Annotated in this window: 17 protein-coding genes and 2 pseudogenes; 7 read left to right on the top strand and 12 right to left on the bottom strand. The window is 58.3% G+C overall.

All coding sequences use genetic code 11. The annotated features are described in order from the left end of the window. Window positions 1-31 precede the first annotated feature (31 nt). The 3 genes from ACSFC7_RS24220 to ACSFC7_RS24210 form a co-directional block, all read right to left on the bottom strand. Window positions 32-1,141: a TAXI family TRAP transporter solute-binding subunit gene (locus tag ACSFC7_RS24220; RefSeq protein WP_436348471.1), complete on the bottom strand. Its 1,110-nt coding sequence runs from the start codon at window positions 1,139-1,141 to the stop codon at window positions 32-34. A gap of 81 nt (window positions 1,142-1,222) precedes the next feature. Beyond that, on the bottom strand, window positions 1,223-1,969 hold the full coding sequence (locus ACSFC7_RS24215) for an SDR family NAD(P)-dependent oxidoreductase (RefSeq protein WP_436348470.1): 747 nt from the start codon (window positions 1,967-1,969) through the stop codon (window positions 1,223-1,225). Between the two features lie 14 nt (window positions 1,970-1,983). Then, window positions 1,984-2,217 carry a hypothetical protein gene (locus ACSFC7_RS24210; RefSeq protein WP_436348469.1) on the bottom strand — a complete coding sequence of 78 codons (234 nt, stop codon included), beginning with the start codon at window positions 2,215-2,217 and terminating at the stop codon, window positions 1,984-1,986. Between the two features lie 311 nt (window positions 2,218-2,528). Here ACSFC7_RS24210 and ACSFC7_RS24205 point away from each other — a divergent pair, with 311 nt between their 5' ends. Continuing rightward, window positions 2,529-4,628, top strand: coding sequence for a TRAP transporter permease (locus ACSFC7_RS24205; protein WP_436348468.1), 2,100 nt, complete (start codon window positions 2,529-2,531; stop codon window positions 4,626-4,628). A 160-nt stretch (window positions 4,629-4,788) separates the two neighbouring features. Here ACSFC7_RS24205 and ACSFC7_RS24200 read toward each other — a convergent pair whose 3' ends face one another. Beyond that, window positions 4,789-5,202 carry a universal stress protein gene (locus ACSFC7_RS24200; protein WP_436348467.1) on the bottom strand — a complete coding sequence of 138 codons (414 nt, stop codon included), beginning with the start codon at window positions 5,200-5,202 and terminating at the stop codon, window positions 4,789-4,791. Between the two features lie 154 nt (window positions 5,203-5,356). Between ACSFC7_RS24200 and ACSFC7_RS24195 the strand changes: the two genes are divergently transcribed. Continuing rightward, on the top strand, window positions 5,357-6,544 hold the full coding sequence (locus ACSFC7_RS24195) for a CaiB/BaiF CoA transferase family protein (RefSeq protein ID WP_436348466.1): 1,188 nt from the start codon (window positions 5,357-5,359) through the stop codon (window positions 6,542-6,544). 442 nt (window positions 6,545-6,986) lie between these two features. On the opposite strand, the gene ACSFC7_RS24190 is transcribed toward ACSFC7_RS24195, so the two are convergent. Then, the gene (locus ACSFC7_RS24190; protein ID WP_436348465.1) at window positions 6,987-8,618 is read right to left on the bottom strand and encodes a thiamine pyrophosphate-binding protein; all 1,632 of its coding nucleotides are present in this window, start codon (window positions 8,616-8,618) and stop codon (window positions 6,987-6,989) included. 66 nt (window positions 8,619-8,684) lie between these two features. Next, complete coding sequence (locus ACSFC7_RS24185; protein WP_436348463.1) at window positions 8,685-10,178, bottom strand: aldehyde dehydrogenase; 1,494 nt, start codon at window positions 10,176-10,178, stop codon at window positions 8,685-8,687. A 217-nt stretch (window positions 10,179-10,395) separates the two neighbouring features. Here ACSFC7_RS24185 and ACSFC7_RS24180 point away from each other — a divergent pair, with 217 nt between their 5' ends. The 3 genes and pseudogenes from ACSFC7_RS24180 to ACSFC7_RS24170 all read left to right on the top strand — a co-directional run bounded on the left by ACSFC7_RS24180 (window position 10,396) and on the right by ACSFC7_RS24170 (window position 13,940). Further along, window positions 10,396-11,037, top strand: coding sequence for an RraA family protein (locus tag ACSFC7_RS24180; RefSeq protein WP_436348462.1), 642 nt, complete (start codon window positions 10,396-10,398; stop codon window positions 11,035-11,037). A gap of 1,050 nt (window positions 11,038-12,087) precedes the next feature. Beyond that, window positions 12,088-13,020, top strand: a pseudogene (locus tag ACSFC7_RS24175) (3'-5' exonuclease); the annotation flags it as partial. A 641-nt stretch (window positions 13,021-13,661) separates the two neighbouring features. Beyond that, window positions 13,662-13,940, top strand: coding sequence for a PadR family transcriptional regulator (locus tag ACSFC7_RS24170; RefSeq protein WP_436348461.1), 279 nt, complete (start codon window positions 13,662-13,664; stop codon window positions 13,938-13,940). Window positions 13,941-14,573: 633 nt separating this feature from the next. On the opposite strand, the gene ACSFC7_RS24165 is transcribed toward ACSFC7_RS24170, so the two are convergent. The 3 genes from ACSFC7_RS24165 to ACSFC7_RS24155 form a co-directional block, all read right to left on the bottom strand. Next, on the bottom strand, window positions 14,574-15,806 hold the full coding sequence (locus tag ACSFC7_RS24165; protein ID WP_436348459.1) for an orc1/cdc6 family replication initiation protein: 1,233 nt from the start codon (window positions 15,804-15,806) through the stop codon (window positions 14,574-14,576). Between the two features lie 758 nt (window positions 15,807-16,564). Then, a complete protein-coding gene (locus ACSFC7_RS24160) occupies window positions 16,565-16,873 on the bottom strand; it encodes a hypothetical protein (RefSeq protein WP_436348458.1) in 309 nt (102 codons plus the stop codon). Window positions 16,874-17,848: 975 nt separating this feature from the next. After that, window positions 17,849-18,409 carry a TATA-box-binding protein gene (locus tag ACSFC7_RS24155; protein WP_436348456.1) on the bottom strand — a complete coding sequence of 187 codons (561 nt, stop codon included), beginning with the start codon at window positions 18,407-18,409 and terminating at the stop codon, window positions 17,849-17,851. A gap of 779 nt (window positions 18,410-19,188) precedes the next feature. Here ACSFC7_RS24155 and ACSFC7_RS24150 point away from each other — a divergent pair. Next, a complete protein-coding gene (locus tag ACSFC7_RS24150) occupies window positions 19,189-19,941 on the top strand; it encodes a pirin family protein (RefSeq protein ID WP_436348454.1) in 753 nt (250 codons plus the stop codon). A 137-nt stretch (window positions 19,942-20,078) separates the two neighbouring features. On the opposite strand, the gene ACSFC7_RS24145 is transcribed toward ACSFC7_RS24150, so the two are convergent. Next, window positions 20,079-20,867 (bottom strand): creatininase family protein, encoded by a 789-nt coding sequence (locus ACSFC7_RS24145; RefSeq protein WP_436348452.1) that lies wholly within the window; start codon window positions 20,865-20,867, stop codon window positions 20,079-20,081. Window positions 20,868-21,006: 139 nt separating this feature from the next. Here ACSFC7_RS24145 and ACSFC7_RS24140 point away from each other — a divergent pair. Then, window positions 21,007-22,260 (top strand): annotated as a pseudogene (locus ACSFC7_RS24140) (Zn-dependent hydrolase). A 375-nt stretch (window positions 22,261-22,635) separates the two neighbouring features. On the opposite strand, the gene ACSFC7_RS24135 reads toward ACSFC7_RS24140, so the two are convergent. Both ACSFC7_RS24135 and ACSFC7_RS24130 read right to left on the bottom strand, forming a co-directional pair. Then, window positions 22,636-22,860, bottom strand: a complete 225-nt coding sequence (locus ACSFC7_RS24135) for a hypothetical protein (protein WP_436348450.1) — start codon at window positions 22,858-22,860, stop codon at window positions 22,636-22,638. Window positions 22,861-23,219: 359 nt separating this feature from the next. After that, on the bottom strand, window positions 23,220-23,363 hold the full coding sequence (locus ACSFC7_RS24130; protein WP_436348448.1) for a hypothetical protein: 144 nt from the start codon (window positions 23,361-23,363) through the stop codon (window positions 23,220-23,222). Between the last annotated feature and the right edge of the window lie 47 nt (window positions 23,364-23,410).

Genomic DNA, 23,410 nt, shown 5'->3' with positions numbered 1-23,410 from the left:
GACTACTGCGGTACGAAAAAACGCAGTCCACTCACCCTTCGTACTCGTCGACCGTCGTCAGGTCGTCGTCCCAGAGATCGTTCTCCTCGAACCACTCCTGCGCACCGGGGTGGACGGGGACGCCGTCGCGCTCCAGCCACTCGACGCCGTACTCCGGTCCGTGGCTCGAGAGGACTTCGTGAGCGTTGTTGACTTCGTCCGCGTTCTCCATGAGGACGTCGACGTATTCGTAGACGACGTCGCTCTGAACGGCGGCCGGAATGACGGTCGTATACGCCATCGGAATCGCGTCGAACGGATCGTGGCTGATATCCTGGTTCCAGACGTCGGCGTCCACTTCCGTCATCGACACCGGGGTATCGGACTCCTCGGCCATTTCGTCGGAGATTTCCCAGTTGAGGACATCGATCTCGACCTGCGCGTCGAGTTGCTGGATCCAGCCGATCAGGGTCTGCTGGTTCGCAGTGTATACGACACAGACGTCGATTCGACCGTCGTTCATCGCACCCGCCTGATCGCCGAGTCCCATCGACTGCGGATCGAACTCCTCGCCGTCGATACCGAGAACCGACAGTCCGTCGAGTGCGAGGTCGTACGCGCTCGTTCCGCGCGGACCGAACGAGATGTCGAGGCCCATATCCGGGTCGAGGTCGGACGCCGTGGTCACGTCCTCGAGTTCGTCGATATCGCGCTTGACGAGGAACACGTCGAGCGACATGTACGAGAACGTTTGACAGAGCGTGAGGTCGATCGGTGGATCGTCGTACGGTGGGTTCCCGTGTGACGCACGCCACAGGAGATCGGTCGTCGTCTGACCGATATCGATCTCCCGCTCGTCGATCAGCCTGTTGTTCGCAGTGGTTCCCCCAGTCGTCTGGGCGCTCATTTCGATCATGTCGGAGTTGTCGGTGACGATCGAAGAGAACGCGACACCCGAGGCGTGCGTTGCGGTTTCCTCACCACTCGTCCCGATCGTCCAGGAGACACCTTCCTCAGCCGCGTCGTCACTGGACCCCTCGATCTCACCGTCGCCGTTGTCTTCACCAAGACACCCGCTGAGCCCCATCATTCCCACCGTCGCACCTGCGCCGACTGTTTTCAGCACTGATCGCCGATCGACATGCTTGTTGCCATGTGGCATACGTATAGGTAGTAGTATTATTGATATATAAGCTTTATGCGGCCTTTCACGGGACAACGAGTTGGTATCCGTACACCTACGCTATTGCGTCGAGTCGAGCGCGCCACCATCGATGGGGATCGCCGCACCCGTGAGATAGCCGGACCGGGGCGAACAGAGGTATGCTACAGTATCGCCGAGCTCCGCCGGCTCCCCTAATCGACCGAGCGGAATCTCCGAGTGCGTGACACCCGGCTGTCCCGAATCCATTCGCCGCGGGGTCTCGTAGAGTCCCGGAAGAACGGTATTTACCCGCACGTCGGGAGCCAATTCCTGTGACAGCACTTTCGCGAGACCGGCCACGCTCATTCGGACCGAACTCGAGAGGACGTTCGCCGTCGATGCCTCTTTCGTAACCATCGACGTGATATTGACGATGGTACCGCCGTTCTCGCGGAGGTGAGGCCCCGCTTCTCTCACCGCCCGAACGACGCTCATCACGAGCATGTCGAACGCGTAGTACCACTCGTCGTCCGGCGCTTCGAAGAACGTGTACCGAGTCGGTCCGCCGGCACTCGTCACGAGATGGTCCAGCCCCCCGAACTCGTCGACGGTCGTCTCGACGAGCGTCTCGATATCCGCAGGCTCCGTGATATCACCGGCACAGCCGACGACCTCGCCCGTCGCGACCGCCTCGATCTCTTCGACGGCGGACTGCAGTCGGTCGGCGTCGCGTCCGTTTACCACGACGTCCGCCCCGGCTTGCGCCAGTGACTTCGCCGACGCCTTTCCGAGTCCGCTACTAGAGGCTAGTACGAGCGCAGCATTACCCTCGATTTCTAGATCCATTGCAGGTGGTCAATCTATCGGCGCTCGCTAAAGCGTTGCGAATAATTCACACGATAACTGTTGGAACACCCCGTGGGGTCGAACCAGTCCGGAAGAACCTGCGCCAATCGGTCCGCGTACTCCTGACTTCGATCGGTTACGAACCGCATGCTCGAGGTGTACTCGAGTCGCTGGAGTTGCTCGTACGCCGCGTCGGCGATCGTTCGAACGCCGTGTCCGAGGTTGAACACTGGTACCCGCGATCGCATCGAAGTACTCCGTTCCGTCGCTGTCGTAGATGTAGGGGCCATCGCCGCGAGCGATCTCGGGAGACTCGCCGAACTCTCGCGGGGTTCGTGTTTTGCGGCGTGAGTTCTCGAGCGGCGACCCGGTCGGGATTGCTCGTTCCCAGATTCTACTCCTTCCGGTGGCTGTACTGTAGCTATTTGTGTTCGAGCGGTTACCAAATATGGCAGACGGAACATACGGTACAGCCCTCGTGGTTGATAAATACATAGATATTTTGCATGAGTAAATCCGGCAGATATAGGTGGTATCCAGAGATTCTCTAACACATAGCATGAGTAGTAATCGGGTAGGAATTCCATTGCACGAGGAACCGCTGCTGGTAGGGAAATATACTGCTCTCGTCTTTCTCGGGATAATCGGGACGCTCTATCACCTGTGGTTCTCCGTCACGTTCGGCGTCGAGATGAATCAGCACATGGTCGTCCATCTCGGCCTGATGATGGTCGTGATCTGTGTGATCTCTATCGATCCCGAGATCAATCGGGACGAGGGGCTGATCGCATACGTCGATAACGTGGTCGTCTTACCGCTCCAGATAATCGCCTCCACCGGGATCACGTACTACCTCTGGACGAACTACTCTCGGCTCGCACACGATACGATCGGGATCTACAGTGACACCGACGTTCTCGTCGGAGCCCTCCTGCTGTTGTTGATTCTCGATCAGTCGCGACGTGCGTTCGGGCTGATTCTCCCTGCAGTCGGTGCTTTCGGTATCGTCTACGCCTACGCCGGGCCCTACTTCCCGGGTATCCTCGGACACGGCGGAATCACTCCGAAGCGAATCGTTACCTCGACGACGGTCGAGTTCGTCGGCGTCTTCGACACGCTCGTCGAGGTTGCCGCCACGTATATCGTGATCTTCATCATCTTCGCCGGGTTCCTCGAGGCCTACGGGGCGATGAACTACTTCGTCCAGGTCGGTGCCAAAGCGGGGAGATACGTCCGATCCGGGATCACGCAGACGGCCGTCGTGACCAGCATCGGGATGGGGTCGGTAAACGGCAGCGCCGCGGCGAACGCCGCCACGACCGGTGCGTTTACGATCCCGCTGATGAAAAATCAGGGGATCGACGAGGATACCGCGGCCGCCATCGAGTCCGTCGCCTCCAGCGGTGGCCAGATCATGCCCCCAATTATGGGTGCCGCAGCGTTCATCATGGCGGAGATCACCGGGACGAGGTACGTTCACATCATCACGATCGGACTCTTACCCGCGTTGCTGTTCTACGGCAGCGTCGTCGTCGCAGTCCACCTGATTACGATCAAAGAAGGCGCGGGATTGACCGAACTTCGCGAGACGGATACCTCGCTGACGGACGAGGGCGTAGACGCCGGTCCGGGGGAGTCGGCATCGAACATCGAAGACGTTTCGCTCGGATCGCAGAAACAGCCCGACGAGATCGATATCGTTCGGGGCGCAACCGACAAGTCGATCTTCCGATCTCTCGCCGAGGGACTGTATCTCTGGATTCCGGTCGCCGTCCTCATCTTCACGCTGATCGTCCTCCAGTACGATCCGCTCTACGCCGGCTTCTTCGCCACGGCTTCGATCTTCCCGGTCGCACTCGCGCAGAATGTTCTCCTCGGTGACGACTGGAAAGCGGCCACCCGGGACTTCGCAGAGAATACGGTCGAAGGCTGCAGACTCGGGATCAGTAACGCCGCACCGATTACGCTCGCCGTCGCCGCCATCGCGATCTTCGTCGGTGCGCTCAGTCTAACCGGATTCACCCAGGCACTGGCCCAGGGCCTGATCAGTATGTCGGGCGGCGTGCTGGTGTTGCTCCTGGTGTTCGCGATGATCGCGGCGATCGTCTTCGGTCTCGGAATGCCGACCGTCGCAGCCTACATCGTCGCCGTTCTCCTGATCGCGCCGGCCCTGTCGGATATGGGCCTTCGGCTCGAGACGGCGCACTTCTTCGTGTTCTACTTCGCGATCCTCTCGGCGATCACGCCGCCGGTCGCTATCGCGTGTATCATCACCTCCGAGATCGCGAAAGGCAACTTCTGGCGCGTCTGTTTCAAGGCGATGGCACTCGGCTTGCCGCTGTTCTTGCTCCCCTACGTGTTCGTCGTCAACGACTCGATTCTGTACTGGACGTTCCCCGAGACGGTGATCGTCTTCCCGATCCTGTTCCTCGGAATGGTCGCCGTGTCCGTCTCGATCGTCAACTATCTCACCGAGGATATCACGCTGCCCGTGCGAATCGGGTTCGGTGTACTCGGTCTCGCGATTCTGTTCGCACCGCTCCTCCCGGTCAATACGTTCGCCACTCACGCTGCCCTGATTGCGGCACTCGCCGGGCTGATGCTCTACGAGGGCGTCCTCGACTCGCTCAAACAGTTCGTCGGCGGTATTCGAAGCTAACCGTCGGCTTCGATTCTCGAGCACGCAACGGACGATAGCGAACGATAGCGTCGTCACTGTTCGAGTAGTGTGGGAGTGGTACTGCGACCGACGACGGGTAGTTCGCTGCTTCGGCGGACGACTACTGTTTCCGCCGGAATCCGTGATCCGGAGGTTCCGATTACTCGTTCGCGACCAGTACCGGATACTCCGAGTTCAGAATGATCTCCTGTACGACGCTCCCGAAAACCGCCTTTCCGACCGGCGATCGCTTCTTTCCACCGACGACGATCTGATCCGCATCGGCGTCGCGGGCGACTCTGAATATCTCCGCCGCCGGATCGCCGCTTCGCTGTTCGAGTCGCACGTCGATCCCTGCCGCCTCCAGTTCGTCGACGACCAGATCGACGCTCTCCGGTCGGTCCGAATACTCCTGGAGATCGAGCTTTCCCCCCTCGTCGCTCTGGACCTCTCGAGCGACGTGGACGACGATCGCCTCGACCGACTCCGGCTCGAGTGGCGCGTCGGTGATCGCCGTCGCCTGTTTGAGCGCTCGATCCTCGTCGTGTTTCACAGCCAGTAGTACGGTGAACATATGTGATCGGTTGGGTTCGAACGGTATAAAGCTACGCGACCGACCGGATACGTCGGTAGAAACGCGAGATCGACGGCGGGTTTCAGCCCATTCCGACGCTCGCAGCCGTTTCTCGGCAAAAGATTAAAGCGCTGAGCGACCACGGATTAGCTGTATGAAGCAACGACTGCTCGACGACGTCACTATCATCGATCTCGGCCAGATTTACAACGGACCGTACTGTTCACTGCTGCTCTCGTATCTCGGAGCCGACGTGACGAAGATCGAACCACCCAGCGGAGAGCCGCTCCGGGGACGGGTCGACGACGGCGAAGCGCCCGAGTTCGTCATGCTCAACTCGAACAAGAAGGGTGTGACGCTCAACCTCAAATCCGAAGAGGGAAAGGAGATATTCAAAGACCTCGTCGAGGATGCGGACGTCCTCGTCGAGAACTACTCCGTCGGAACGATGGACGGCCTCGGGCTCGGATACGAGGTGCTGTCCGAACTCAATCCGGAGCTGATCTACGCTCACGGGAGCGGGTTCGGCGAGGAAGGCCCGTACAATCGATATCCCGCGATGGACCTCACGATTCAGGCGATAAGCGGCATCATGGACGTGACCGGATTCCCGGACGGGCCGCCCGTCAAGACGGGTATCGCGGTCGGCGACTTTATGGGTGGAATCCATCTCGTCGCCGGTATTCTCGGTGCACTCTACGAACGCGAGCGGACGGGAGAGGGGCAGTTCGTCGAAGCCAGCATGCACGATTCGGTCTTCCCGACCCTGATGTCGCCGCTCGGTGCGTATTTCAGCGACGACGACGTTCCGTCTCGAACCGGAAACCGCCACAGCGGGCTCGCACACAGCCCGTACAACGTCTACGAGACGGCGGACGGCCACGTCGCCATCTTCGGCGTCTCCACCGATCACTGGCACTCGCTACTCGAGGTCGTGGGACGGGAGGATCTGAAGGACGACCCCCGCTTCGAGACCAACGTGAAACGGGCGAACCGTCTCGACGAGGTCGACGAGATCGTCGAGAGCTGGACGGCCGAACGGTCGCGAAAGGAGGTCGAGCGGACGTTGCTGGAGGCGGGCGTGCCGTTCGGGCCGGTCAAGGAACTGGAGGAGGTCGTGAACGATCCACACCTGAAAGAGCGCCAGATGATCAACGAGATCGAGCACCCGAGTTTCGGCGAGATTTCCGTCCCCGGATCGCCGATCCGACTCTCGAACTCGGAGCTGCCCGATATCGAGCCCTCCCCCGAGAAAGGCCGTGACAACGAAGAGGTGTACTGTTCCCAACTCGGCTACTCGAGGGACGAGTTAGAGCGACTCGAGGAAGAGAACGTCATCTAGTGCAGCAGCGTATCCGCGGTGGTAGTGACAACGACGTCGGTCGCGGACGGAAGCTGACGGGAGTCGCGTTTCAGGATCGGCGTGCGAAACGTCCCGAAGCGACCACAATCCCACCGATACACGTACCAGGCGTCCCCCTCCGGCACTGTTCCGGCGTCCCCTTCCAGCACTGTTCCGACGTCCCCCTCCAGCACTGTTCGTCGACGGCTCCTCGACTGCCCGGTCTCGATAACGGAAGCTAGCCACCTCTAGTGAACCCCTAGCGTCACCGTCGAACGGCACTAGCTATCTGAATTTGACAGGTGCGTCGTCGATCGATCTCATCTATCAGAGCGAAGAACGTACGATACTGCCGGAGAAGAACGCACGATAACGACACGAAAAAAGACCGATCGGGTACAGCGTCGAATACGGTCCTCGAGTACAGCCGTTCGGAGACGACTCAGTACGGCGGAAAGCCCGGTCGAGCGACGTCCGCGATCGTTCGCGCGTCCAGAACGAGTGGCACGTCCGGATCCGAGGAGAGGTAGTCGTCGACGACGTCGAGATCGTCTGCCGACCGGATCACGGCTCCCTGTGCACCGAACCCTTCGGCGATTTCGACGAACTCCGGGCTGTCGTAGCGGCTGCCCGTCTCCCGGTCGAACTCGAGGTTCTGCCGGTGACGGATGATGCCGTAACTGCTGTCGTTGAACACCGCGACGATGATCGGCAGTCCGAGCCGAGTTCCGGTCTCGAGTTCCTGTATCACCTGAATCAACGCCCCGTCTCCGGTGTAGCAGACGACCGGTCTGTCCGGGGCGGCCGCCTTCGCGCCGAGTGCTGCTGGAAGCGAATAGCCCATCGTCCCGAAGTTCCCGTTGACGAGCATCTCGGTTTCCGCGCCCATCTCGTGAAAGGCCGCGGGGAAGCCGGTGTTGTTGCCCGAGCCGACGGTGATGATCGCGTCGTCCGGGACGCGCTTCGCCAACTCGAGGGTGAACTCGCGGGGATCGATCTCGTCCGGTCGTTCCTCGAAGCCGTCGGCCCAGGGTTCCGGCGCGTCGGCGATCGTTTCGGCGACGCGCTCGGTACGGTCCGGATTCGGCGCCGTTTTGGCGGTGAGTTCGCGGACCGTCTCGCGAGCGTCGCCGATGATTCCGACCGCCGGGTCCTGGTAGGTGGCGATCGACTCCTCGTCGATGTCGACCTGGATCACGTCGGTGTCGGCGTAGAGTTCGCCGTAGCGGGTCGTCTTCCCCGACAGCTTCGCGCCGAGGACGACCGCGACGTCGGCATCCCAGAGGAGTTCGTCGTTGGCCGGCGTCATGAACGTCCCGCCGATGCCGCTTACCAGCGGATGTGATTCCGGGAGGATTCCCCGTCCGAAGTACGTCGTCGCGATCGGTGCGCCGACGTGCTCGGCGAAGGCGGCGATCTCCTCGCCCGCGTTCGATCGCATCGAGCCACCGCCCGCGAGGACGACGGGATTGTCGGCGTCGTCGACGAGCGCCGCCGCCTCCTCGAGGTGCCGTTCATCCGGGCGGATCCGCTGGCGCGGGCGATCGGTCGACCGGTACACCTCCTCGGGGGCGTCACCCTGCTGTACGTCCGACGGGACCTCGACGAGCACCGGCCCGCCGCGCGTTCGCGCACGGTCGAACGCTCTGTTGACGATCTCGGGGATCGTCGACGGTGTCTCGATACGCGTCTGGTAGACCGAGATCGGCGACGCGAACGTCGGATGGTCCAGATACTGGAGCGAGGTCTCGCGACCCTCGATTCCGGTGTCGCCGACGAGAATAACGATCGGAATATTGTCTCGGTCCGCGGCGGCGATCCCCGTTGCGCCGTTCGTCACACCCGGGCCGTGAGTGAGCGTACAGACCGTCACGCCCTTTTTCGTCCGCGCGGCACCGTCCGCCATCGTCACGGCCGCCTGTTCGTGTCGCGCCTGTCGTAACGACACCTCGCTATCGTTCATCGCGTCGATGAGGTGTGCGTTTCCCTCGCCGATGACGCCGAAGACGGTATCGATCCCTTCGGCGACGATCGCATCGAGAATGTACGCACTCCCGGAGCTGGGTTCGTCCATGTACTCGCAAAAACGAACTAATCGGTCTTATCGTTTCGGTTGGTCGGACGCGCTCGCCGAACCGAACTAGCCGAGTTTGAACGGGTCGTCGACGGTGCCGGAGAGATCGAACCAGACCGTCTTCTCCTGCAGGTACGCTTCGAGACCCTCCAGTCCGTTCTCTCGACCGAGTCCGCTGTCCTTGTAGCCGCCGAACGGGGCGTTGAATGACAGCGTCCGATACTCGTTCACCCAGATCGTTCCCGCCTCGAGGGCGTCGGCGACGCGGTGCGCCTGTCGCATCTCTTCGGTCCAGATGCCCGCCGCGAGACCGAACTGCGAGTCGTTAGCCAGTTCGAGCACTTCCGCCTCGTCGGAGAAGGTGAGGACGCTGGCGACCGGGCCGAAAATCTCCTCCTGTGCGACGGTCATGTCGTTTTCGACGTCGGTCAGGATCGTCGGTTGCAGGAAGCACTCGCCGGGAAGGTCGTCGGGTTGGTCGCCGCCGAACTCGAGCGTCGCACCCTCTTCGACGCCGGTCTCGATGTAGGAGACGTCCGTCTCCCACTGGTCTCTGAACGCGACCGGCCCCATCTCCGTCTCGGGGTCCATCGGATCGCCGAGATCGATATCGGTGGCGCGTTCGACGAACCGATCGACGAACTCGTCCGCGATCTCCTCGTGAACGAACACTCGCGACCCCGCCAGGCACGTCTGCCCCGTCGCAGCGAAGATCCCTTTGATCACACCGTTCGTGGCGTTGTCGAGGTCGGCGCTCGGGAAGATGATGTTCGGACTCTTTCCGCCCAGTTCGAGGGACGCTGGAATGAGCGACTCGCCGGCGTCCGCGCTGATTCGGCGACCGACCTCCGTACTGCCGGTAAACGCGACCTTGTCGATGTCGTCGTGATTGACGAGCGCGTCGCCGACGACGCTTCCGGCGCCGGTGACGACGTTGTAGACTCCCGCCGGAAGGCCGCCCTCCTCGTGTAAGATCTCGGCGAACCGAAGCGCGCTCACGGGGGTGTACGACGACGGCTTGTGGACGAACGTACAGCCCGCCGCGAGCGCGGGTGCCAGCTTGAACACCGTCAGCAGCAGCGGCGAGTTCCACGGCGTCACCGCGCCGACGACCCCGTAGGGTTCTTTTTTCACGTGCGTAAACAGCTGTCCGTCCTTGCTCTCGGCCGGGATCGTCCGTCCCTCGAGCGTCCGACACTGACCGGCGTAGTAGCGGAACCACTCGCCGAGTCCGCCCATCTGGGAACTCATCTCTCGAATCAGTTTGCCGTTCTGTCGCGTCTCTAGCTCGGCGAGTTCGTCCGCGTGTTCGTCTATCGCGTCTGCAACGTCCTCGAGTACCGCCGCCCGCTCGCTCGGGAGTAGTTCGGCCCACGTCTCGTCCGCGAACGCGCGGCGCGCGGCGTCGACGGCTCGGTCGACGTCCGCAGTCGTTCCGGACGGTACCGTCGCCCAGGTGGTGCCGTCGTAGGGGTACTCGACGTCGATTCGCTCGTCCTCGTCCGACGCGACGAACTCGCCGTCGATGAACAGGTCGTACGCCGTGGTATCTGTTGTCATTGGCGTCTAGCGTATCGGTGCGCCGCGTGTTATTTGTTTCCGTGGGTAGCCCTCACACATACCGGAACCGACACGACGGTAACCGACGCGTACGCGTCCGCTTCGAAATCCGTCCGGCGTTCTCGAGTTCTCTCACACCCCGAACCGTCGAGGAGCGCGTCGGTCCGCAATCGCCGTGGTACGTAACTATAAACACTCTCGCTATAGATGAGAGGGTATGGCCCCTGCCATCACTGACGTGTTTAGTATGTTCGATACGAGTATCGTTTCCGACGCCCTGGACGAACACGGCGTCGACGGCGTTATCACGGGTATCGAACCGGCCGAACCGTCCCAGACGGCCGTCGGACGCGCACACACGATGCGATTCGAACTGGTTTCGGATCCCGGATCGGAGACGACGAACTTCCCGTACGCGATGCTCAACGAACTCGTCGACGATCGAATGCTCGTCATCGACGGGGTCGGACCGGATATCTCCTGCTGGGGTGGCAACGCCTCGGTGCTCGCCGAAAACGCCGGCGTGAACGGGCTCGTTATCGACGGCGGGTACCGCGACGTTCCGGAGATTCGCGCGGGTTCGCTCCCCGTCTTCGGTCGCGCACCGACGCCGAAGTCGGGTCAGCGACGAGTTACTGTCAAGGAGATCGGTGAACCGGTCGAAATCGACGGCATCACCGTCTCGAACGACGACTTGATCGTTGCCGATAAGACTGGCATCGTCGTCATCCCTGCTGACATCGCCCCGGACGTTGCCGAGACTGCGGAGGACATCCTGTCAGAGGAGCTCGTCGTCGAGGCGAAAATCGAGAACGGAGCGACGGTTTCCGATCTGCAACAGGAAGACCACGAGTTCTGAGCGATCCGTAATCGATTCCGGAGTCCGATCGAACGCGATTGACGCGACGGAGGGGGATCGAGGTGAGCGAGAACCCGGAACCGAATCGAATCGTAGCAGTTCGCGTGAAACGGCCCCGTGCCGGTAACAGACCGTACCAGTAGTGATAGCGGCCCGCTCGAGTCGATCCGTCTTCTACGTCGACGAGGGACGGTCGTGTTTCGGTCGGTCCATCGGGCTAGCCGAGTACTTCTCACGAACGATTTTGCTGGTTAGAATGTCCCCTCCATAATGATTTTGAAAGTGATATTCTACTAGTTTTGTCGGTATTAATATGATTTTACCAGCAGTTCGGTTATGCTACGTTTCGTCTCGGATTCGGAATCTACGGCGACGAAATACGACCCGAAGGAAGCCGAATCGTCGACCACGCGACGAGGTTCGCGAACCGTGGTCGATTAGCCTCCTCGAAGAGCGAAGAGACGGTTCTCCGTTCGTACGACCCTCGTAGACCCTGATTGGCACACACTGAACGACCGCTGTGAAAGGGCCAAGCGTTCACGATATCGTGTGAGTAATACGCTGTTTCCGAGCCATTAATACCGTGTAGCGGTCCGTTAATCACCTATTTCGAGCGGCAGGTTGCCGGCTGTGACGCGGTTCGGGGACAACGGCGGCGTGAGGCGAAGTGAGAGCGGCGAGGACCACCCACTCGAGTCTCACTTGACCGATCTTCTACGGTCGACCGGACAGATATGTCTATTTCCATAGTAGTATGAGATATCGATAGTATGGCGAAGTGGTGTCGGACAGAGACTACTCAGAGAACCTCGAGACCATCGAGACGAAACACCGTCTCCGTGACGGTGATATGTACCGGTTGCTTGCTGGCGTACACTGTCAGAAAACTGCTCGACTAGCAGACCTGTGATCGTTGGGACTGCGAGCGAGCGAGACCGAGAACACCCCTCCGATAGCCACCGAGGAAGAAGCGGAGGTGAGTCGATGACGTCACCGAACGAGAGCCAGCGACGACTCATCGAGCGCACTGACGGTCTGTACCTCGTCGACGCGGGCGCCGATGCGGTCACCGTTCAGACGATTCACTCGGTTAAAGGGCTCGAGCATCCGATCGTGATTCTCGGAAACATGAACAGCGGTGCGTTCCCGCCGGCCGGCGGCAGTGGCGGGTCGATCACCTACTCCGAGACCGCCGGACTCCGCCAGAAGAAGTGCTATGCGGAAGTCCACGGCGATCCGTACGTCTACGACAACTGGCGGGCCGACGTCCTGCGGAAGTGCCAGCCGACCGAGTACGACGAAGAGCGACGACTCCTCTACGTCGCGATGACTCGAGCGAAGGATCACCTCCTGTTTGGAGCGGGCAATGAGCCGAACTCGTTCCTCGAGGGGGTACCGGTCGAGATCGAATCGCTCGAACCGGCCGTTTCGACAGTGGACGTCGCTGAGACGGCCCACACTCAGTTTAGTGTCGAAATTCCGGAGTCGACGGGACCTGTAGGGTATTCGCCGCACTCGCTCATGGACGACAGCGTCTACGAAGACGTCAGTGATGGGAGAGGGATGGAATTCGGCTCACGAGTCCACGAGTTCGCCGAGGACTACGTTCTCGGAACGGAGGTGACTTCCGACAGTGACGACGAGAAGCACGTCAAAGCGTTCCTCGACGGTCTCTCGGGTGAGCTTACGGTCGAAGAACGTGCATACCTTCCGCTCGAGGCCGACGGCGAGCAAGTTACACTGTCGGGGATTATCGATCTGGTTCACCTGACTGCCGATACCGTCGAAATCATCGACTTCAAAACGGATCTCAGCCGTCACGCCGAATCGGAGTATCGCATCCAGCTCAGCGTGTACTATCACATTCTCGAGGAGTGGTTCGGTGACCGAGCGGTGACCGCCTCGATCTTCTACACTGCCGAAGGTGCGCGGGTAGAGATCGATCCGCTGTCGAAGTCGGAACTGAGTGAGCGACTGGCGTGACGTTTGTGACACCTTCGACGGACGGGGCGTGGATCCGCTGAAATCGGGTGTACGTGAACGCGATTCGGAGGGTTACAGGAAGAATTTGCGGAGTGATTACGCGAATAGGGATCGAAGCTGCGTGTACGATGAGACGGGTTTCCTGACAGCGGTTCTCAGACGAGGTTTACGGAGGTAAGCGAGACTGTGAACCGGCGCTGTGTGCAAAAAGCTCGTTCGGTTGGTAGAAACCACCGTGTCCGAAGTGTCCACCGTTCTCAGCATTATTTCCTTGGGCGTGATCGTCGCTTTCGACGGAATATCATCGGGGGGATTCTCAGGACGTGCTTCGGTCCGTTCGTTTTCAGTCACTTGCTCCTCGAGCCGCTCGTTTCCTTCGTGATACCTGTGAACGCTGTAGGGTAGCGTGCGACACGGTGGAGTAATTCGGAGAAGTACCGATCTAACTCCGCTACGAGTTCGTTCGGAAGTTCCGCCAGCGGATCCGGTGGAGAGTAGGATATGAGTCAGCGCTGTATTGAAAATTGCCAATCAGTCGAGCAGAACGGCGACTACCGATCAAAACATGAAATATTTCTGTCTATTTTCTGCACAACGAATTCAACTGGTATTTTATATAATGAGGACAAGTATGATTCTATATGTACGATCTTACGGGATTCCAGCGCGACCTGTTGTACGCTATTGCCGGACAGGATGAACCACACGGACTGGCGATCAAAGAAGAACTCGAGGACTACTACGAGAAAGAGATCCATCACGGCCGTCTCTATCCGAATCTGGATACGCTCGTCGACAAGGGTCTCGTCGAGAAGGGCACCAAGGACCGACGAACCAACGTCTACTCGATCACCCGTCGGGGAACGCGAGAGATCGAAGCTCGCCGAGACTGGGAGAATCAGTACGTCGATCTCGACTGATCCGCGCACGATCACGAAAAGAGGGTGAACCTCGATAGAGGGGCGATAGCTATTGCTCGGTCAAAATCCACGAACGAGCGAGATGGCACGTTCGAAGTCGAGGTAACTAGTTTCGAGATTGTCAAGACAGAATGATGTACGGGGGTCCCGCAAGCGGGTACGTACTCGTTGAACTCGAGGGATGAAGCCACCGGGAGAGGCGCTCACTAAACTCGCAGAATACGGGTCGAGATTTCGATGCCGTCGTTTACAGAGATTGCTTTTCGATTTGTCGTCAGAACATCCCACTACGTCCAGTGTCTTCCGCACCTTTCGTTTTCGGCGGTTTCTCGTCCCACCCTAGGTTTCCGTCGTTTCCAGCGTACGCCGATTTTCCGACGCGGTAATCGCACCCCTCATTTCCGTCGTACGGTTCGACCCCCCCTCGTTTCCGTCGTTTCTGTATACCCCACCCCAGACTTCCGTCGTTTCCGTACGCCCCACCCCGGATTTCCGTCGTTTCCGACGTACTCTGATTTTACGAGATGGCGGTCGCACCCTTCATTTCCGTCGTACGGTTCGACCCCCCTCGTTTCCGTCGTTTCCGTACGCCCCACCCCGGATTTCCGTCGTAGTTTTCGTAGTCCGAAACCGCTACTCACTGTTCCAGTTTTGCATCCGAGAGTCCTCCAAAATGGTTTCGCGGACGACCTGCGGATCTTCGATGAGTCGATTCTGCAGATGAATACCGCCCGCGCTCCCTTTGTTGATTTTCTCGATCTCGACGACGCCGAGAAACGCCTGTTCCTTCAGGATATCTCGGAACCGGCGAACTGAGAGGATATCCATATCGAGATACTCGCAGATCTGTTCGTACTGGTCGTACACGCGACTCGTGAGGAACGCATCGTCGTTGGAATTAACGCTAAGTTCGGTCAGCGCGAGTAGTGCGGCTTTCGCCTGCGTGGGTGCGCCGTTAACGAGTTCTCGAAACCGATCCTTTTCGGCGTGTTGTTGGGCCTGTCGAACGTGTTCCTCCCGAACTTTCTCAGCACCCTCCTCGTACGCGACCTCGCCGGCATGACGGAGGATATCGATCGCCTTCCGGGCGTCACCGTGTTCTTGAGCGGCGAACGCAGCAGAAAGCGGAACGACATCGTCAGAGAGAACGCCGTCCTGGAAGGCGTCTGCCCGATTGAGCATAATCTCCCGGAGCTGATTCGCGTCGTAGGGTTTGAAGAACAGTTCCTTGTGCTGGAAGCTACTTTTGACGCGTTCGTTCGTATTATCGACGTACTGGATCTTGTTACTGATCGCGATGATTCCGATGCTACAATCGATTTTTCCCGCTTCCTCGGCTCGCGAGAGTTTCATCAGAAGACTATCGTCGTTCATCAGGTCGATCTCATCGAGGATAATGATGACAGAATCGAACTGCGCATCGAGCGTTTTCCAGAGAAGTTTGTAATATTTCGACGTGCTCAGGCCGGTGTGAGGGACGGTAATATCGGTAACGGATTCGTCGTTTAATTTCGCAGCGAGTGAGGAGATTGCTTGCGTTTCCGTATTATCTTCTGCACAGTCGATATACGCAGTTCCGATCGCCACACCATCCTGTGCTGCATTTTGAGCGCGTTGGCAGACGTGCATCGAGACCAACGACTTTCCCGTCCCCGTCTTTCCGTAGATCATCACATTTTCCGGAGAGTATCCGTGGACAGCGCCGTTGAGACGTTTCGCCAACTTCGAGATCTCCTCGTCGCGACCAACGATCCGGTCGGCCTCCGGAACGTGGCCGATTTTCAGGAGATCCTTGTTCGAGAAAATCCGATGTCCCGATTCGAACAACGGATCATCCACGGAGTTGGATGAGGAGTTAGATGTCATTCAGTATCACACGGTGTGTGCGGGAGGTGTATAAAACTAGCGGACGAACCCACCCCACATTTCCGACGTAATTTCGATGAATATGGGATCAGGAGCCTGTAATACGTGTAAATAAGACATTTGATAGTATAACCCGGTTTCCGACGTACGCTAGAGAGTGCCCGTAACGGCGTTATTGAGACTGTTTTCCATACCCCCACACCCCACGTTTCCGTCGTAACTCTGCGAAAATGGGGGGGGGGCGGCAATTGAAGCGGTGGTTCAAAAGAAAAAGATTGCTTAGAGAGTTGCCTAGCTGCTGCTTAGAGAGTTGCCCAGCCGCGGAATACTAACTGAGAAAGTACCCGGAGAGAACCCCTCGTTTCAACCGACGAAACGAAGTACTACTTGTTACGTCAATAAACGAAGTATACTTAATGAGCTTTTCTCAGCCTATCACCTTTAATCTAGGTGTTAAGGATATTAGATATCCTGGATTGGATTGCATCACTCAATAAACAATATAGTGCTGACACTATCCCCTCCTCAACCGGTCTTTTCCCCACGCCCTCTTGGAGAAACGACGGAAATGTCGGGGGTGGGATCGACTTCTCCCGGTAGATCAGCGTTCGTCTCTCGTGGCGATACGACGGAAACGTGGGGTGGGTGTCTTCTCTCTCAAACTCTCTCAAATACTGACTGGAAACTCTCAGATAATCCAGTGACCTCAGATAATCCGGTAAGGCTGGCCTTCTCTCAACACTATCATCCGAAGTACCTCACACGAAATTTCCGGTGGCCGATACCTGCTCGCTGAAGTCTTCGATCAGTTCGATTGCGGCTTCGGTCTCGCTTTTTGTATCTCCTTCACTATTCAGTGGCAGATCGTAGACCGTGATCTCTGCGCGTTTGAGATCCGTCAGCTTCCCCTTGCGGCTCTCGAGATTGAGAATGGCTCCGTTGAAGATGACGATAGCACGACTCTCGTTCACATCGAGGAACTGAATTCTCTGTCGCTCCAGTACCGCTGTCACATCGATCGACGACGGAAACGCACACTGTTGAGTAACGTCGACAGCCTTGCTCATTACTTCCCAATTCGTATCGCAATATAATAGATCCTTGCATCATTTTAACTCTTGATATGATCTACGAGAGAATACACAGGTTAAATCCTCAGAATCCATGTGGACGAAATACTGGAGTATACAAATGTGACGGAACACGGAGAACGCGGAGTGGAAATTAATGCTGCAGATATACGGTGTATCGCTGAAGAGACCGATATATTGGGTTGTCGAAGGGGATCACCCCTGATTTCTACCTCATTTAGATCGAGTGGTTGGAAGAGCCTTGAACACATGCACAATTGGAGAGAAGGATCCATCCCCCATCACAGTTCGTAACGTGTAATATCGTTCGAATCACATTCGGGGCAGGTATCTGTGGTTCCCTCAACATTTGTCCCACAGCGACGGCATTCGAACAGGGTTTGTGCCTGATTTCGCGTAAGAATCTGTTTCAGTTTAATCATAAATAGCGTCCTTGTCCAGGGGCGATGACCTCGTCGTCCGTTGTGTCGAATCTCGATGTTGCAACTACTGGTCTCGCACTCAACCGGGAACTGGTACTGGCGGCTGTCTTTACCACTGCGGCGATAAGACCCGTATACCGACTTTCTTCATTTATTCTTCTGATATTCATATTGGCGTGGTATCGTGAGTGTTACGTGAAAATCCAAAGGGAAGTTGGAAGCGTGTGGTGACAGGGTGCTTCGAGAGGACGTGACCCTCTTTCCCCTTGTTCACTTTCTTCAATGCGTGGGTTGTACGGTTCTCCGTATATAGGTGATCCAACCAGAGTGAAAGTGGAACAGTACAGACTGCAGTTGTCTATTCTACAATGCATCCGAGATAGTTCATTCAATCGCTCGTCTTTTGAGTTTACTGGCGTTACGAAACGCCACGAGGGCTAATTCCGCGTATTTGTGCCGTGAGGGCGACAGACACTTTTGGGGTACAGTAGGCCCAGCAGAGCGATATCACTCGTAAAAAGAAGTCGCGTTACTCGAGCAGGCCGAGCTCCTCGAGCCGATTGACGATCACATCGACGGCGCGACTTGCGTCTTCCACTTGCTTCCCGCCAGTGACGACCAGCTTTCCGGAACCAAAGAGGAGGGCAACGACCTCGGGTTCGTCGAGTCGGTACACCAGTCCGGGGAACTGCTCCGGTTCGTACTCGATATTCTCGAGACCGAGACCGATTGCGATCGCGTTCAGGTTGAGATTGCGGCCGAGATCGGCGCTGCTGACGATGTTCTGGACGATCACTTCTGGATCGTCTTCGACTCGAATCTGGAGGTCTCGGAGTTTGTCGAAGACGATATCCAGACTCTCGTGGACAGCTTCAGTGCTTTTCGCGCCAGTACAGACGATTTTTCCCGAGCGAAAAATCAGTGCGGCGGACTTGGGGTTCTGGGTGCGGTAGACGAGACCGGGGAACTGTTCAGGATCGTAATCGGCCCCCTCGAGGTCCATTGCGACGCTCTGGAGGTCGAGTTCCTGGCCGATACCGGTTGACGCCACGACGTTTTCGATGTTGATCGAGTCCTTTGGGTCAGTCATCAGGTGTTTAAAAAGACGGATTTGATCTATATAATGGCCGATATTCCCACCCAATGTTTCTGGTATCTGTGAACGCGATCCCGATAGACGTCGCAGAACACTTGCGGCGGGTCCGAAACTGAAACCGACTAAGCAACGGCTGTGAACTCGTTCACTGAGGTAATAGGTAGTCATTAGATCCTCCATCGCGACCTTCTCGGTTTTTCGAGGCTATTCCTAACATAGGATCCTGCTTTTGCCATCTTTATCCCGCCCCAAACTATCCAGGCCCAATGTACTCGACAGTCACTCTCGATATTACATCTGGGAGAACGCACACCATGGACACGCCAGAATCTCATGCGCTGCTTTCCTCAGTGCATAGTATGGCTCCCTCACAGGCCCACTTCGGGTTCGTTAGTCACCACCCATCCCGGCGCTCTGAGAGGTTCCAATCTCTGACCAGCGGAGGCAGGAAACGCCAAGCCCTCTCCACTGAAGGCGGACGCAGGGACTGCCGTTGAACGTCGGTCAGCGAGACACATCCAGAACGTGCCACTTGGAAAACCCTCGCACTCCCGAAAGGGTTGGGGGGTAGTACAAGGGGTTGGCCAACCCATATCCTTTAACGCTCATACCCGCCCATAGAGACACCAGAAGGACGCTCTCATCTCTGACGGATACCGAAACTGACAGGGTAATGAATCGCGGATCCGGGAGTTCTATTCGCGGACGAGTAGCCACCTTCGTACTCTGACACCACGCGCATATGTAGGCTCCAGGCCGAACTAACCGGTAGAATGAATCCTGAATCCGCGACACAACTCTACAAAGCTCCGCGCACGGAGATCTCTCAGAATCAAGGACAGTTTCGAATTCACCTCAACTTTCCCGGCCACAACCATCCGGACCACGACGATCACGGCTACGGTCCGCTCGCGACCGTCGTCGAGTCGTTCATGGATCCGGAGACGCTGATCTCGATGCATCCCCATCAGAACGAGGAGATCGTCTCGTGGGTTCCGTCCGGTGTGATGCGTCACGACGACCGACAGGGCAACGAACTGGTCACCGATTCCGAGCACCTGATGGTGATGGGCGCCGGCAGCGGCTTCTGGCACGAAGAACGCACGCTCGCGGACGATCCGCCGCTGCGAATGTTACAGATCTTCGTCCGACCGCACAGCCTGAATCTTCCACCGACTATCCAGCACGAACCTATCGACGATCCGGTCGCCAACGAGTGGCGACACCTCTTCGGCCCGGAGGGATCGAACGCGCCGCTCTCCGTTCGCAACGACGTCCACTTTTATGACGTTTCCCTCGACGAGGGTGCGAGTATCGATCTTCCCTCGATGGCTGGATGGGACACCTACTTCTACGTGTTCGAGGGGGCAGCCACGGCCGACGACACGCACTTCGACAAGACGGAAAGCGGACTGCTCGTCGACGGAGAAGAGGTGACAGTCACCGCGGAGACCGATACGCTGCTCGTCGCATTCCTCATCGATCCCGACGCGCCGATCACCCGCCAAGGGACAGTCGGCCGCTGAGCCGGTCACAACTAAACGTACTGACAACTGCATTCACTGTTGTATCTCCTCCGGATCGAGAAATAAGGCTGTCAGACACCACTCTTACTGATACGTTTGCACCGGGTATTCCTGACCCTCGACGAAAACGCGTAACATCAGTCGTTCCGCTCGAGTGCATCGACCAGTCGACAGATGTTCGAAACAGCCGCATCCACCAATGCCTCCCCCTTCTCTTCCGTGGCAACGGTCGGATCGCCGATATTCCCCGTCGGCGTCAGTTCCGCCATGTCTTCGGCGGTAAGTGCCCACCCGATCTTGTTGTCGCCCAGCGCGTCGTAGTCGGTCAACGGAAGCGATTCGTCCGCGGGTTCGACGGACTCAGCACGGTCCATGTGGACGAGTTCGGGGAACAGTTCGAGCATGATGCTCGTCTCGAACTCCGAGGCGTGAAAGGAGACGTCGCCGGTGCGGATCTCTGCTGCGACGTCTGCGAAGAGGTTCACCAGCGGGACGTGGAACGCAGTCAGGTCGGTTTCTTCCTGCAGTTCGCGGACGACGATCTCCAGTTCGGGGTCCTGCGCGAGGTAGTGGCCGTTGAGCAGCAGGACGGTTTCGATCCCCCAGTCGGCCGCGGACGCGCAGACGTCGAAGACGTACCGCTGAAACGTTTCCGTGGAGATCGTGAAGGTTCCGGGTTTGAACGTGTGGTGCGGACTGACCCCGTACCAGATCGGCGGCGCGAGCAGCGCCCGGCTGCGCTCCGCGACACGCTCGCCGATCGCCTCCGGCATGAACACGTCGACGCCCAGCGGCAGATGGTGACCGTGTTGTTCCGTGCTTCCGACGGGGAGGAGCAACGTCTCGGTCCGTTCGAGAGCGGCTTCGATTTCCCTCCAGGTCATCTCCGCGACGCGGTACGGTTCGGTATCGGAATCGGTGCTCATACAGGGCGTTCGGGGCGACGAATCAAAACGAAAGCGGAGCCGGAAGGCTTGCTAGCAGTGCTCGTCGACGGCAAAAGGCTGTGATGTCAGTGCACGCCACCGACCAAAGGATGAAGCCTCCACTACGGAAACCGCTAGTATGGATCTGTCAGTAGACGCCGAGCGGTTACGGTCCGATATCGAAACTAACGCCGAGTTCGGCGCTGTCGATGTTTCAGACGGTCGCGCACGGACGGTCCGAACAGGAACCCCGGCGAATCACCGCGCTCGAGACCATCTCGTCGATCGGATGGAAGCCGCGGGTCTCGAGGTACGAACGGACGCCGTCGGCAACATCGCCGGTCGATGGGAGCCGCCGTCCGCTGTCGGTGCCGCTCCCGTCGCCGCCGGCAGTCACCTGGACTCGGTTCCCGAGGGCGGTATTTTCGACGGACCGTTAGGCGTCTACGCTGCCCTCGAGGCGGACCGGACGATGCAGGACGCGGATCGTCGCCCCGACCGACCGATCGACGTCGTCTGCTTTACCGAGGAGGAGGGTGGTTGATTCGCCTCGGGACTGCTCGGTTCGTCCGTCGCTGCGGGGAAGCGATCAGTCGAGGAAGCACTCGGACTGTCCGACTCAGACGGGATCACGCTCGAGGATGCGCTCGAAGAGATCGGATATCGCTGGGACGGACAACTCGACGCCTCGAACTGGGATGCGTGGCTCGAACTGCATATCGAGCAGAGCGAACGCCTCGAAACGGCCGACGTCCCGGCTGGAGTCGTGACGACGATCACTGGGATCACTCACTGCGAGGTCACGATAGAGGGTGAGGCGAACCACGCCGGTTCAACCCCGATGTCGGAGCGGACGGATGCACTCGCGGCGGCGAGCGAGTTCATGCTCGATGTCGAGCGCGCAGCAAACGAACTCGTCGCCGAAGAGAGCCCGACTGCCGTCGGGACCGTCGGCAAGTTGGACGTAGCGTCCAATGCGACGAACGTCGTTCCGGGACGCATCGAACTCGGTCTGGACGTCCGGGACGTCGAGTACGGATCGATGAACGACCTCGTCGACCGAGCACGCCAAAGCCTCGCTCGTCTCGAGCGGAGTCGGGGATTGACGACGACAGTTTGGAGGCCCTTCGACCTCGAGCCGATACCGATGACCGATCGGTGTCGCGATGCACTCCACGAGGCCGGAGACGCACAGGCGGTGGAAACGATCGATCTCCACTCCGGCGCCGCACACGACACGATGCACGTCGCATCCGTGACGGACGCGGGGATGCTGTTTGCCCCGTCGCGTGACGGGATTTCGCACAGCCCACTGGAGTGGACCGACTGGGACGATTGTGCTGCGGCGACGACCGTCCTTACCGGTGCACTGGCGAAACTCGCCGAGACGTGATCTCTCCGGCGCTAATATGGCCATGTTGACAAGAACTCCTTGCCGTAGCAGCTGTTCACTGTACACGCAAATTGACTGCTACCTCGTCACTAACCGGAGAGCTATGCCTCGAAGGTTGCGTGTATCCTCTCTTCCCCGTACTCACTATACATATACTGATTTTTCAGCCTGAGTCCGAGAAGAACATCGATCTGTCGCTCCTGATCTCGACTGAATGGTTTCACCGTAACTACCGCGGGTCGTGACGCCCTCTCAGACGTAGTTTCTCGTTGTACGTCTCCACAGCGCTACAGCGCGAAAGCTTCCTTCGGTAGAAGTAAGAACTGTGCGTAAACCCTGTACCGTGCCCTCCGCTATCGTACTAATTGAGCGTTCTCAACCGTCGGAGTTAGCTGCGTGGTCCCGTATCGCTTGATAATACCACTGGAATTGGAGGCGATCGTTCCTCGAGAGTTCGATCCCGTGCTCGGCCAGCAACTCGATCATTCGCTCGGGATCACACTCGTACCAGCTCGAAAGCAGTCGGACGTTCTTTTGCGCGTAGTCGTAATTGCGCTCGAGAACCCGTGGATCCATCGGATCTGCCCTGACCGAACTCATTTGTGCCCACTCAGGTGTCCAGGGTTGTAAATGATGTGTGTCATTCTCTGACTTGTATTGGCGGGAATGTCGCACTCTCGAGAATGTAGCTATATTCTCCCGGGAGTGGTGTCACACGAGCAAAAATCTCATTTGAGACGTTCCTGGAAACGAGTAACGGTGGTGTGTTTCGTATTCCGTTCCGGTTGGCTACAAGCGAAGTACAACGATCAGTACTGGAAAGTCAATCGAGAGCGGAGGGTTGTCGAGCCGAGGCCATCTACGGCGTCCGCACCGACGGTTGACAAACGCTTCCGAATTACGGTATATGGCACTGGAGATTGCGTCTAATGAACGTACTGAGCTGCATACTCCTGCATTTACAATAGGTTCATATTCCAAAATAGGTAGCTATTGAGAAGCTGGCTTCCCTGCCGGAACCGCCGGCCGACGATGCGCTCGTGCGTCTCCTCGTTGGCCGCCCACCACATCGCAGTCGTGGCCGGTTCCGTATGGTACTTCATCCGCTCGCGCCCGTCCAGTCATCGGGGACGAGACTCTTCGACACGAC

This window comes from Natronorubrum halobium, from assembly GCF_051351675.1.
Classification (GTDB): Archaea; Halobacteriota; Halobacteria; order Halobacteriales; family Natrialbaceae; genus Natronorubrum.
Note: the sequence above shows the minus strand (reverse complement) of the source record. Positions and strands in the feature narration are given on the sequence as shown.